Source organism: Streptomyces sp. NPDC002680 (assembly GCF_042889145.1).
GTDB lineage: Bacteria > Actinomycetota > Actinomycetes > Streptomycetales > Streptomycetaceae > Streptomyces > Streptomyces adonidis.
Genome location: NZ_JBIAQP010000025.1, coordinates 14226 through 26986 on the forward strand (window position 1 = coordinate 14226; position 12761 = coordinate 26986).

The window sequence follows — 12761 nt, forward strand, 5'->3', positions numbered from 1 at the left end:
GGCATTTTTCATGTGGCCCGGTGGTTGGTCCCAACGTCATCAGAGACATACGCGGTTGTCCGCCAGACCGCCGTGTGGTGCTACCGAGGAGGATCCATCAGCACCGAGCCCCGCATCAACGACCGGATTCGCGTTCCCGAAGTGCGACTTGTCGGTCCCAGCGGCGAGCAGGTCGGGATTGTTCCGCTTGCCAAGGCCCTGGAGCTTGCGCAGGAGTACGACCTCGACCTGGTCGAGGTGGCGGCGAGCGCTCGCCCGCCGGTCTGCAAGCTCATGGACTACGGGAAGTTCAAGTACGAGTCGGCCATGAAGGCCCGTGAGGCGCGCAAGAACCAGGCGCACACGGTCATCAAGGAAATGAAGCTCCGGCCGAAGATCGATCCGCACGACTACGACACCAAAAAGGGTCACGTCGTCCGGTTCCTCAAGCAGGGCGACAAGGTCAAGATCACGATCATGTTCCGTGGTCGCGAGCAGTCCCGGCCCGAGCTGGGCTACCGACTGCTGCAGCGGCTCGCGTCGGACGTCGAGGACCTCGGGTTCATCGAGTCGAACCCGAAGCAGGACGGCCGGAACATGATCATGGTTCTCGGTCCGCACAAGAAGAAGACCGAGGCGATGGCCGAGGCCCGTGAGGCCCAGGCGGCGCGCAAGGCGGAAGCGAAGGCCAACCCGGGCAAGTCGCAGAACGCCGCGGAGAGCGACGAGGTCGACGAGGACATCGTCGATGACGCCGCCACCGCCGAGGCCGAGACCGTCGAGGCTCAGGCCGAGGCATCCGCCGAGGTCTGATCCCGGGGCTCACGCCCTGGGATGCCAACCCATACATATGACGTTCCACCGTGCCCGGTTTCACGACCGGGCACCGGAACGCCACTGACGAGGAGAGAACGGCGCTATGCCGAAGAACAAGTCGCACAGCGGTGCCAGCAAGCGCTTCAAGATCACCGGCTCCGGCAAGGTGCTCCGCGAGCGCGCCGGCAAGCGCCACCTGCTCGAGCACAAGTCGTCCCGTCTGACGCGTCGCCTCACCGGCAACGCCGAGATGGCCCCGGGCGACGCCAAGAAGATCAAGAAGCTTCTCGGCAAGTGACGTACCGGCGCCCGCGCGCCGTACGTACGTCTGAAGACCGGGACCCTGTCGAAATCCGGGCTGTGTGACAACAACCACGGCCCCGCTACAAGGAGTTAAAAAGTGGCACGCGTCAAGCGGGCAGTAAACGCCCACAAGAAGCGCCGGGCGATCCTCGAAGCCGCCTCCGGCTACCGCGGTCAGCGTTCGCGTCTGTACCGCAAGGCCAAGGAGCAGGTCACCCACTCGCTGGTCTACAACTACAACGACCGCAAGAAGCGCAAGGGTGACTTCCGTCGGCTGTGGATCCAGCGCATCAACGCCGCTGCCCGCGCCAACGGCATCACGTACAACCGCTTCATCCAGGGTCTGAACGCCGCGAACATCGAGGTGGACCGCAAGATCCTGGCCGAGCTGGCCGTGAACGACGCCGGTGCGTTCGCCGCGCTGGTCGAGGTCGCGCAGAAGGCTCTTCCGGCGGACGTCAACGCGCCCAAGGCCGCGTGACGCTCGCGCTGGCCTTGAGCCGCGTGTGATGTGACCCCGGGCCCGCAGGCGTTCGCCGCCTGCGGGCCCGGGCTTTTTTTGGGTGCGTTGTCGGGTGCGGGTCCGGTGGGGCTTCTCGCGCAGTTCCCCGCGCCCCTAAAAGCAAAAGACCCGGCCCTGCGGGCCGAAAGGCGAGGGGCGCAGCCCCCGCCTTTCAGGGGCGCGGGGAACTGCGCGAGAAGCCCCACCGGCCCGCACCGGCCACGCAACCGATGCACCCACCCCCTCAGGCGCTCGCCTCACCCGACCCGACCTCGAAGGTGCCCACATGCCCCCCGCCCCCGAGTTGATCTCCCCGCGTTCCGCCCGCGTCGCCGCCGCGCGGCGGCTTGCCCGGCGGAACTTCCGGGGGAAGGAGCGGCTGTTCCTCGCGGAGGGGCCGCAGGCCGTGCGGGAAGCGGCCGGGTACGGCAAGGGGACGCTCGTCGAGCTGTTCGCCACCGTCGACGCCGCCGAGCGGTACGCCGACATCATCGGGGAGGCCGAGAACAGCGGCGCACGCCTCCACCTCGCCGATGACGACGTCATCGCCGACATCTCCACCACCGTCACCCCGCAGGGCCTCGTCGGGGTCTGCCGGTTCATCGACACCCCGTTCGAGGACATCCTCAAGGCGCGGCCCAAGCTGGTCGCCGTCCTCGCGAACGTCCGCGACCCGGGCAACGCCGGCACCGTCCTGCGGTGCGCGGACGCCGCCGGGGCCGAGGCCGTCGTACTCACCGATGCGTCTGTGGATCTCTACAATCCCAAGGCCGTACGCGCCTCCGTGGGCTCCCTGTTCCATCTGCCCGTGGCCGTCGGGGTGCCCGTCGAGGAGGCCGTGGCCGGGCTCAAGGGCGTCGGCGTACGGATTCTGGCCGCCGACGGCGTGGGCGCCGACGACCTCGACGACGAGCTGGACAAGGGGACCATGGGCGGGCCCACCGCCTGGGTGTTCGGCAACGAGGCCTGGGGGCTCCCGGAGGAGACGCGCGCGCTGGCCGACGCCGTCGTGCGTGTTCCCATTCACGGAAAGGCGGAAAGCCTGAACCTGGCGACCGCCGCCGCCGTATGTCTCTACGCGTCCGCCCGTGCACAGCGCGCCTCCGGAGGGTGCCGCTCCGTCACCGAGAGCTAGTAGGGTGACGGGCTCGGGGGCCCACTGCGCCAGTCCGAGAGGTGGGGTACGGGGATGACTGTCGGCACGAGCGGAACACTGGGGGCACGGGAATTGCGGAGTGAACCCGCCTCCCGGCACGGTGATCCCGCCCGGCCCGGTCCCGGGTCCGGAGCGGGATTCGGAGCCGACCTGGGCATCGACCCCGACGACCTGCCCGACGGTCTCGTCGTCGCCGACGAGCACGGCCGGGTGATCTGCTTCAACGCCGCCGCCGCACGCATCACCGCCGTTCGTGCCGCTGATGCCCTGGGCCTCGGGCTCGACCGTGCCCTTCCGTTAGAAGACCTCGAAGGGCGGCGCTGGTGGCAGCTGACCGACCCTTACGGCGGGCTCGCGATCAGGAACGGCCAGCCCGAGCGGAATCTGCTGCTGCCCGGCGGGCGTGAGGTGCTCGTCTCGGCGCGTTATCTGCGGACGCGTCCCACCGGGCCGATCCGCCGCGTGGTCGTCTCCCTGCGCGACACCGAGGCCCGCCGCCGTACCGAGCGCAGCCACGCCGAGCTGATCGCCATCGTCGCCCACGAACTGCGCTCGCCGCTCACCTCCGTCAAGGGCTTCACCGCGACCCTGCTCGCGAAGTGGGAACGGTTCACCGACGACCAGAAGAAACTGATGCTGGAGACCGTCGACGCCGACGCCAACCGCGTCACCCGGCTCATCGCCGAACTGCTCGACATCTCGCGCATCGACTCCGGCCGGCTCGAACTGCGCCGCCAGCCCGTCGACATGGGCGCCGCCGTCGGCCGCCACATCCAGGCGTACGTGGCCGCAGGGCAGCCCGCCGACCGGTTCCTGCTCCGCATAGAGCAGCCCCTGCCGGCCCTCTGGGCGGACCCCGACAAGGTCGACCAGGTGCTCAGCAACCTGCTGGAAAATGCCGTGCGCCACGGCGAGGGAACCGTCACCATCGATGTCACGGCCGCGCTGTCCCCGCGTGAGGGGGACGCCGACCAGAACACGGCCACGTCGGTCACGGTGAGCGACGAGGGGCCCGGCATCCCGGAGGAGTCCATGAACCGCGTCTTCACCCGCTTCTGGCGGGGCAGCAAGCGCGGCGGCACCGGCCTCGGGCTGTACATCGTCAAGGGCATCGTCGAGGCCCACGGCGGCTCCATCACGGTCGGCCGCGCCCCCGGCGGCGGCGCCGAGTTCCGATTTATGTTGCCCGTGAGCACCCCGGCGTACCTCCAGTAACGCCGACGAGGCCCCACGGGCGCGTTCGAACACCTCACCCCCGTTAGACTCGGCCTTTGGCACCTTTGCGTCCCCGTTTCAGGGACGAGGCGTTCCCAGAGTCGCGACGGGGACCATCCGCCAGCCAACCGGAAGCACGGGAAGAGATGTCGGCACCGAACAAGTCGTACGACCCTGTAGAGGTCGAGGCCCTGAAACCCGAAGAGATCGAGCGCATGCGGGACGAGGCGCTCGCCGCCTTCGCCGCCGCGGACTCCCTCGACGCGCTCCAGGAGGCCAAGGTCGCCCACACCGGCGGCACCTCGCCGCTGGCCCTCGCCAACCGCGAGATCGGCGCGCTGCCCCCGCAGGCCAAGGCCGCCGCGGGCAAGCTCGTCGGCCAGGCCCGGGGCGCCGTCAACAAGGCGCTCGCCGCCCGCCAGACCGAGCTGGAGGCCGAGCGGGACGCCCGCGTGCTGGTCGAGGAGGCGGTGGACGTCACCCTGCCGTACGACCGCGTACCGGCCGGCGCCCGCCACCCGCTGACCACGTTCATGGAGCGCGTCGCGGACGTCTTCGTCTCCATGGGGTACGAGGTCGCCGAGGGCCCCGAGGTCGAGGCGGAGTGGTTCAACTTCGACGCCCTGAACTTCACCCCGGACCACCCGGCCCGGCAGATGCAGGACACCTTCTTCGTCCAGGGCCCCAAGGGGACCGAGGGCGACGAGTCCGGTGTCGTGCTGCGCACGCACACCTCGCCCGTGCAGGCCCGCTCCATGCTCGACCGCGAGCCGCCGGTCTACATCGTGTGCCCCGGCCGCGTGTACCGCACGGACGAGCTGGACGCCACGCACACCCCCGTCTTCCACCAGATCGAGCTCCTCGCCATCGACGAGGGCCTGACCATGGCCGACCTCAAGGGCACCATGGACCACATGGTCCAGTCGCTCTTCGGCTCGGACATGAAGACGCGGCTGCGGCCCAACTACTTCCCCTTCACCGAGCCGTCCGCCGAGATGGACATGCTCTGCTACGTCTGCAAGGGCACCTCCGTCGGCAACCCCGACCGCCCCTGCCGGACCTGCTCCAGCGAGGGCTGGATCGAGCTGGGCGGCTGCGGCATGGTCAACCCGCGCGTGCTCGTCGCGTGCGGTGTCGACCCCGAGAAGTACAGCGGATTCGCCTTCGGGTTCGGCATCGAGCGGATGCTGATGTTCCGCCACAACGTCGAAGACATGCGAGACATGGTCGAGGGTGACGTCCGGTTCACCCGGCCGTTCGGGATGGAGATCTGATGCGGGTCCCGCTTTCTTGGCTGCGGGAGTACGTCGACCTGCCGGCGACTCAGACCGGCCGAGATGTCCAGGAGAAGCTCATCTCGGTCGGCCTCGAGGTCGAGACCGTCGAGCAGGTCGGCGCGGGCCTCAAGGGTCCGCTGGTCGTCGGCCAGGTGCTGACCATCGAGGAGCTGGAGGGCTTCAAGAAGCCGATCCGCTTCTGCACGGTCGACGTCGGTACCGCCAACGGCACCGGCGAGCCCCAGGAGATCGTCTGCGGCGCCCGCAACTTCGCCGTCGGCGACAAGGTCGTCGTGGTCCTCCCGGGCGCCGTCCTGCCCGGCGACTTCGCGATCGCCGCGCGCAAGACGTACGGCCACACCTCGCACGGCATGATCTGCTCGGGCGACGAGCTGGGCATGGGCGACGACGGCAGCGGCGGCATCATCGTCCTGACGCCGGAGCACGAGGTCGGTACGGACGCGATCGAGCTGCTCCAGCTCGTCGACGAGGTCCTCGACATCGCCGTCACGCCCGACCGCGGCTACGCCCTGTCCCTGCGCGGCATCGCCCGCGAGACGGCCATCGCCTACGGCCTCCCGCTGCGCGACCCGGCCCTGCTCGACGTACCGGCCCCGAACGCGTACGGCTACCCGGTCGAGGTCTCCGACCCGTTCGCCTGCGACCGCTTCACCGCCCGCACGGTGACCGGGCTCGACCCGGACGCGCAGTCCCCGATCTGGCTCAGGCGCCGCCTCCAAAAGGCGGGCATGCGCCCGATCTCGCTCGCCGTCGACATCACCAACTACGTGATGCTGGAACTGGGCCAGCCCCTGCACGCGTACGACCGCTCCCGCGTCCAGGGTGCGATCGGTGTGCGCCGGGCCGAGCCGGGCGAGAAGCTCACCACCCTCGACGGTGTCACGCGCACGCTGGACCCCGAGGATCTGCTCATCACCGACGACCGGGGTGCCATCGGCCTCGCGGGCGTCATGGGCGGTGCCAACACCGAGATCGACGACACCGAGGGCACCACCACCGAGGTCGTCATCGAGGCCGCCCACTTCGACGCGATCACCATCGCGCGCACGGCCCGCCGTCACAAGCTGGCCTCCGAGGCGTCCAAGCGCTTCGAGCGCGGGGTCGACCCGCAGGCCGCCGCGGCCGCCGCCCAGCGCACGGTCGACCTCCTGGTCCTCCTCGCCGGCGGCACCGCCGACGCGGGCGTCACCGAGGTCATCGCCCCGTCCGCGCCGCGCACGATCTCGATCCCGGCGAACCACCCGGACATGGTCGCGGGCGTCGAGTACGGCCGCGAGACCGTCGTACGCCGTCTCCAGGAGGTCGGCTGCGACGTGTACGGGCAGGACGAGCTGATCGTCACCGTCCCGTCCTGGCGCCCCGACCTGACGGACCCGAACGACCTCGCCGAAGAGGTCATCCGCCTGGAGGGCTACGAGAACCTGCCCTCCACCCTGCCCAAGCCCCCCGCGGGCCGCGGCCTCACCGACCGGCAGCGCCTGCACCGCCGCGTCGGCCGCGCACTGGCCGGAGCGGGCTATGTCGAGGCGCTGAACTACCCGTTCATCGGCGAGCACGTCTTCGACCAGCTGGGCCTGGCCGCCGACGACCCGAAGCGCAAGGTCGTCAAGCTGGCCAACCCGCTGTCGGACGAGGAGCCCGCACTCCGTACGACGCTGTTGCCGGGTCTGCTCGGCGCGCTGCGGCGGAACGACGGGCGGGGCAGCCACGACCTGGCCCTGTTTGAGACGGGCCTGGTGTTCCACCCCCAGGACGAGCTGCTGATCGCCGGGCGTCTCCCGGTCGACCGTCGTCCCACCGACGAGGAGATCGCGTCGCTCACGGCCGCGCTCCCCGTCCAGCCCCGGCACGCCGCCGTCGTCCTCGCGGGCGCCCGCGAGCAGGCCGGCTGGTGGGGCAAGGGCCGCCCGGCCGACTGGGCCGACGCGATCGAGGCGGCGCGGAGCCTGGCGGCGGAGGCGGGCACCGAACTCGTCGTCCGGGCCGGCCAGTACGGGCCGTGGCACCCCGGGCGTTGTGCGTCGCTGGCCGTCGTGGTCGACGGCGCCGAGCAGGTCATCGGGTACGCCGGTGAGCTGCACCCGCGCGTCCTGAAGGCGCTCGGGTTGCCCGCGCGCACCTGTGCGATGGAGCTGAACCTGGACAAGCTGGAGGCAGCGAGTTCTGGCGTCCCGAAGGGGCCGAAGATCTCGACGTTCCCGGTCGCCACGCAGGATGTCGCTCTGGTCGTCGCGCGTGAGGTTCCGCATGCGGATGTCGAGGCGGCGCTGCGGGAAGGGGCGGGGGCTCTGTTGGAGTCTCTGCGGTTGTTCGATGTGTACGAGAGCAGCGAGCAGTTGGGGGAGGGGCGGAAGTCTCTCGCGTATGCGTTGCGGTTCCGGGCTGCTGATCGGACGCTGACCGTTGATGAGGCTTCGGCTGCGCGGGATGCGGCTGTTGCTCTCGCGGGGGAGCGGACGGGAGCGGTGTTGCGTAGCTAGTGGCGTTGGGGTGGGCGGTTTTCGGCTGCTGCGCCGTCGTGGCTGGTCGCGCAGTTCCCCGCGCCCCTGGAGGGGGGTGGGGCTGCGCCCCTACCCCCCTCCCCCCATCGGTCACTTCACTCATTCGGGTGGCAAGTTCGGGCGAAGTGGTCCCTTCGGGGCATGTGGTCGACAGAATCGGACCGGTCTTTCGGGGCCGGTCCGATTTGTGTTCTCAGGGCCTGACTGGGGGGCCGTCGTGATCCGTATCAAGGCTGGTGTGCGGCGTCGGCGGGTGCTGTCGCTCGCGCTGCCCACCGCGTGGGGTGCCACGGCGATCACGTACAAGCTGGCCTGTCCGCTCGCCCAACAGGAGGGGCTGGGGGCGCGGATCGTCACCAGTGCCGTCTTCTTCGCCGTCGGGACCGGGCTCATATTCCACGTCCGCTGGGCGCTGCTACGCGAGTTGAGGCTCGCCCGGCAGGTCGCCGGGGCCGCGCAGAGCGTGCTGCTGCGTCCGTTGCCGCAGCGCATCGACGGTCTGCGGGTCGCCGCCGCCCAGCTGTCCGCCGACCGGGGCGCCGTGGTCGGCGGTGACCTGTACGAGGTCATCGCCACCGAGCATGGCGTACGGGTGGTCATGGGTGACGTGCGTGGACACGGCATCGGTGCCATCGGGACCGTCGCCGCCGTTCTCGGCAGCTTCCGCGAGGCCGTGCACGACGAGGCCGAACTCGGCAGCGTACTGCGGCGGTTGGAGCGGGCGCTGGCTCGTCACCTGGGCGAGCTCGACCCCGACAGTCCGGTCGCCGAGGAGTTCGTCACCGTACTGCTCCTGGAGATCGGCGGGGACGGCGAGGTGCGGGCCTTCAACTGCGGGCATCCGGCACCGTATCTGCTGAGCGGCGACCGGGCCGACGTACTCACGTCCGGCGAACCCCTGCCCCCGCTGGGCCCGTTCCCGCTCCCGGCCGAACTGTCCGCCGAACACTACGGCCAACTCCTCCCCGGGGAGTCCCTGTTGCTCCACACGGACGGCGTAGAGGATGCGCGGGATGCGAACGGCCGTTTCTTTCCCCTGCCGGCGGTACTGGCAGAGGCGGTCCGCACCCAGCCGATCTCCCCACAAGCGGTGCTACGGGCCATCTTCACCCGCCTACTGCGACACACAGGCGGCCCCCCGACGGACGACGTGGCCGTACTGGTACTGAGAAATGACCGCCGCCCCGTACCGACGCGGCAACAGGAACCCTCGGTAGCCCATCAAGTCACGTGAGCTGGATGCCCTTAGGCGCGCGGGGAACTGCGCGACAAGCCCCCACGCACCCGCAGCCAAAACACAACCGCACATCCCCGCTGAACGGGCCGAGCCGCCGCACTGTACGAGGGGGAGCCGGCGGCCCGGCGACCTCTCACGAGGCATTTCATTCAACCGGACAGACACTCTCCGCAACAGCGCGCGCACGCTACGAATTCACGTACTCCCATCACACCCCGTGTGAAGGCGGACACATTACGCTGACGCACACGGCAGGCACCGAGAGCCACCGGAGGGCACATGCAGCCCAACACCCTGCTCGACGCGATCCTCGACGAGGCGGGCATCTCGCACGCGGGACTCGCCGCCCACGTCAACCAGGCGGGCCGGGCGCGGGGACTCGCCCTGAGGTACGAACACACCGCCGTGGCACGGTGGTTGAAGGGCCAGCGGCCCAGGGGTCAGGTGCCCGACCTGATCTGCGAGGTGCTCGCCGCCCGGCTGCACCGTGCCGTCAGGCTGGACGACATCGGCCTCGGAGTGTCCGGCGACACCGCCGGCCCGCTCGGCTCGGCCGGTACCTCGCTGTCCGGGTTCGTCGAGCGGGCGACCGCCCTGTGGCGCTCCGACGAACAGCAACGCCCGCACATCCTCGGCGCCCCGGCCGTCACCGGTACACCCGCCGTGATGCCGGTGTGGGAGTGGGAGAACCCGCCCGAGGACGTCGACGTGTCGCGCGGCGGGCGGCATCGGGTCAGCATGGCCGACATCGAGATGCTCCGCTCCGCCCGCGCCCACTACGAGCAGATGTACCGCAAGGCCGGCGGCATAGCGACCCGCACCCGGATCGTCGGCTTCCTGAACGCCGAGACCGCGCCCCTGCTGCGCGGCAGCTACACCGACGCCACCGGCCGCCAACTGCACCGGGCCACGGGCGGGTTGGTGGCGATCGCCGGGATCTGCGCGTACGACTCCGATGCCCACGGTCTCGCCCAGCGGTATTTCCATCAGGCGCTGCGGCTCGCGAAGGCCAGCGGGGACCAGGGACTTGGGGCGTATGTCATCGCGCTGCTCGTCAACCAGGCTTTGTTCATGCGGGAGTACCGGCAGGCCGTCGCTTTCGCGGAGGCCGCGCTGCGTGCCGCGGGCAAGCACATCACGCCCGCGCTCGCCTCCGACCTCTACGCGATGCAGGCCAAGGCGTACGCACACCTGGGCGACGGCAGCAGCGCGCTCTCCTGCATCCGACGGGCCGAGCAGGCCGCCGAACGCATCCGGCGCGGATACGAACCCGACGAAACCGGCTATGTCCAGCCGGGGTTGGTCAACGTCCAGGTGGCGGAGGCGCTGCTGAGCCTCGGCGATCTCACGGCGGCGGGGGAGCACGCGACAGCCGCCGTGGACAACCCGGCGCACGACCGGGGCAGAGTGCACCGGCTCGCGATGCTCAGCCAGATCGAACTGCGCCGGGGCAACGCCGACAAGGCGGTGGCCACCGCGGTCCAGATGGCCGAGCAGGCGCGCGGAATGGAGTCCCAGCGCCTGCGCGACAGACTCCGGGCGGTACGCGAACACCTGGTGCGCAACGGCTGCGCGGGCACGGCCGAGGCAGCCGAACTGATCGACGGGGCACTGCGCGTACCGCTCTAGACACCTCTCACGGGACACCTTTGGCGCGCGGCTTCTCGGGTAGGCGCGCGGTGAGTCGCATTCTGTGCGCCTGCTGTCAGGAGGCTCCTGCTGCCATATTGCCATCTACTCGGCGGAAGGTGGCAGAACCGTGCAGTGGACGAAACAGAACGAACAAACTGTGTATGAAAACCGCTGGTTCCAGGTCAATCTCGCAGATGTCGAGTTGCCGAACGGGCGGCATCTCGACCACTTCCTGATACGGCTGAGGCCCGTCGCCGTGGCCACAGTGGTGAACGAGGCCAACGAGGTACTCCTGCTGTGGCGGCACCGGTTCATCACCGACAGCTGGGGGTGGGAACTCGCGGCCGGGGTCGTGGAGGACGGCGAGGACATCGCCTTCGCGGCCGCCAGGGAACTGGAGGAGGAGACGGGCTGGCGGCCGGGACCCCTGCGGCACCTCATGAGCGTCGAGCCGTCCAACGGGCTCACCGACGCCCGGCACCACATCTACTGGGCCGAGGAGGGTGAGTACATCGGGCACCCCGTGGACGACTTCGAGTCGGATCGCAGGGAGTGGATCCCCCTCAAGCTCGTCCCCGACCTGGTCGCCCGCGGGGAGGTCCCGGCCGCCAACATGGCGGCCGCGCTACTGCTGTTGCACCATCTCAGGCTGGGCGAGGACAGCTGAGCGCTCCGCTGGGTTCGCGGTCGTCCTTCGCCGCCGGCCGGTGGGGGCTGGTCGCGCGGTTCCCCGCGCCCCTTTCGGGGCGCGGGTCCCGCACGCGTGTCAGCGGCCCATGGCCTGCCAGATCGTCACGGCCAGTGCCCCGAGGGCCGTGAGGGCCGCGACGGCCGGCAACGGCCATCGGGCGTGTTCGAGGTGGACGACCCGGTTGTTCAGGTCGTCGACTTCCTTGTCCGTCTCCTTCGTACGATGACTGAGCAGGTTCAGCCCTCCCTCGACGCGCGCGTACGCGACATCGAGGCGGCGGCGTAACTCTGCGAGTTCTCCATGAGCCACGGGATGCTCGGGGTCGGCGGTCACGTGTCCGCTCCTTTCCGTAGTCGTCACATCCCTTGCATGCGCATGATGAGTCAACTCGCCTGGTGGGCGCGTGGGGAGAGTGTGCGAGGGGCATATGCGTGTCCGGCACGCACACGGTGTGTGAATACCGCGGGCCCGGCACCTGGAAGGGTGCCGGGCCCGAGTGTGACGCTGGGTGATGTCTACGCGTACGTGTAGAACCCCGAGCCCGACTTCCGGCCCAGCCGGCCCGCGTCGACCATGCGCTGGAGCAGCGGGGGAGCGGCGTACAAGGGCTCCTTGTACTCCTCGTACATGCTGAACGCGACCGAGGCGACCGTGTCCAGGCCGATCAGGTCGGACAGCTTCAGGGGGCCCATCGGGTGGGCGCAGCCCATCTCCATGCCGTTGTCGATGTCCTCGCGGCTGGCCATGCCCGACTCGAACATCCGGATGGCGGAGAGCAGATACGGGATCAGCAGGGCGTTCACCACGAAGCCCGAGCGGTCCTGGGCGCGGATCGCGTGCTTGCCGAGAAGCTTCTCGGCGAACGACTGGGCGCGGGCGAGCGTTCCCTCGGAGGTGGTGAGCGCCGGGATCAGCTCGACGAGCTTCTGCACCGGGGCCGGGTTGAAGAAGTGGATGCCGACGACCTGGTCCGGCCGGGAGGTGGCGACGGCCAGCCTCACCAGGGGGATCGAGGAGGTGTTGGAGGCGAGGATCGCGTCCGGGCGGGTCACCACCTGGTCGAGCACCTGGAAGATCTCGGTCTTCACCTGCTCGTTCTCGACGACGGCCTCGATCACCAGATCGCGGTCCGCGAACTCGCCGAGGTCGGTCGTGAAGCTGAGCCGCGCCAGCGTCTCGTCCCGCTCCTCCTCGGAGATCTTGCCGCGCTCGGCCGCCTTGGAGAGGGAGTTGAACAGCCGGGTACGGCCGAACTCCAGGGCTTCGCCGGTGGTCTCGGCGACCTTCACGTCCAGCCCGGAGCGGGCGCACACCTCGGCGATGCCCGCTCCCATCTGGCCGCAGCCCACAACTCCGACGCGCGAGATCTCTCCCGCTGGGCTGTCCGTCACATCGTCCCTTTCACTGATCATCTGCACGGCCGTCCGGCCT

The 12761-nt window shown here is 69.8% G+C and carries 12 protein-coding genes; 10 read left to right on the plus strand and 2 right to left on the minus strand.

Annotation, left to right across the window (positions count from 1 at the left end):
- Positions 1-72: 72 nt before the first annotated feature.
- The 10 genes from infC to ACFYXF_RS45465 all read left to right on the plus strand — a co-directional run bounded on the left by infC (position 73) and on the right by ACFYXF_RS45465 (position 11306).
- Positions 73-792 carry a translation initiation factor IF-3 gene (gene infC, locus ACFYXF_RS45420; RefSeq protein WP_389359050.1) on the plus strand — a complete coding sequence of 240 codons (720 nt, stop codon included), beginning with the start codon at positions 73-75 and terminating at the stop codon, positions 790-792.
- Between the two features lie 106 nt (positions 793-898).
- A complete protein-coding gene (gene rpmI / locus ACFYXF_RS45425; protein ID WP_003947156.1) occupies positions 899-1093 on the plus strand; it encodes a 50S ribosomal protein L35 in 195 nt (64 codons plus the stop codon).
- A gap of 102 nt (positions 1094-1195) precedes the next feature.
- Positions 1196-1579: a 50S ribosomal protein L20 gene (rplT, locus tag ACFYXF_RS45430; RefSeq protein ID WP_105974242.1), complete on the plus strand. Its 384-nt coding sequence runs from the start codon at positions 1196-1198 to the stop codon at positions 1577-1579.
- Positions 1580-1886: 307 nt separating this feature from the next.
- Positions 1887-2735 (plus strand): TrmH family RNA methyltransferase, encoded by an 849-nt coding sequence (locus ACFYXF_RS45435; RefSeq protein WP_389359052.1) that lies wholly within the window; start codon positions 1887-1889, stop codon positions 2733-2735.
- A 54-nt stretch (positions 2736-2789) separates the two neighbouring features.
- A complete protein-coding gene (locus ACFYXF_RS45440) occupies positions 2790-3971 on the plus strand; it encodes an ATP-binding protein (protein ID WP_389359054.1) in 1182 nt (393 codons plus the stop codon).
- Positions 3972-4117: 146 nt separating this feature from the next.
- Positions 4118-5245, plus strand: a complete 1128-nt coding sequence (gene pheS, locus ACFYXF_RS45445; protein ID WP_389359056.1) for a phenylalanine--tRNA ligase subunit alpha — start codon at positions 4118-4120, stop codon at positions 5243-5245.
- Positions 5245-7749, plus strand: a complete 2505-nt coding sequence (pheT, locus tag ACFYXF_RS45450; protein ID WP_389359058.1) for a phenylalanine--tRNA ligase subunit beta — start codon at positions 5245-5247, stop codon at positions 7747-7749. The genes pheS and pheT overlap by 1 nt, the downstream gene beginning before the upstream one ends.
- A gap of 238 nt (positions 7750-7987) precedes the next feature.
- On the plus strand, positions 7988-9004 hold the full coding sequence (locus ACFYXF_RS45455; protein ID WP_389359060.1) for a PP2C family protein-serine/threonine phosphatase: 1017 nt from the start codon (positions 7988-7990) through the stop codon (positions 9002-9004).
- 282 nt (positions 9005-9286) lie between these two features.
- On the plus strand, positions 9287-10636 hold the full coding sequence (locus ACFYXF_RS45460; RefSeq protein ID WP_389359062.1) for a transcriptional regulator: 1350 nt from the start codon (positions 9287-9289) through the stop codon (positions 10634-10636).
- A gap of 130 nt (positions 10637-10766) precedes the next feature.
- Positions 10767-11306, plus strand: coding sequence for an NUDIX hydrolase (locus tag ACFYXF_RS45465; RefSeq protein WP_389359064.1), 540 nt, complete (start codon positions 10767-10769; stop codon positions 11304-11306).
- 99 nt (positions 11307-11405) lie between these two features.
- Here ACFYXF_RS45465 and ACFYXF_RS45470 read toward each other — a convergent pair whose 3' ends face one another.
- Together ACFYXF_RS45470 and ACFYXF_RS45475 are read right to left on the minus strand one after the other, a co-directional pair.
- Positions 11406-11663: a hypothetical protein gene (locus tag ACFYXF_RS45470; RefSeq protein WP_369034318.1), complete on the minus strand. Its 258-nt coding sequence runs from the start codon at positions 11661-11663 to the stop codon at positions 11406-11408.
- A gap of 182 nt (positions 11664-11845) precedes the next feature.
- Positions 11846-12742: a 3-hydroxybutyryl-CoA dehydrogenase gene (locus ACFYXF_RS45475; RefSeq protein ID WP_389359066.1), complete on the minus strand. Its 897-nt coding sequence runs from the start codon at positions 12740-12742 to the stop codon at positions 11846-11848.
- Positions 12743-12761: the final 19 nt, after the last annotated feature.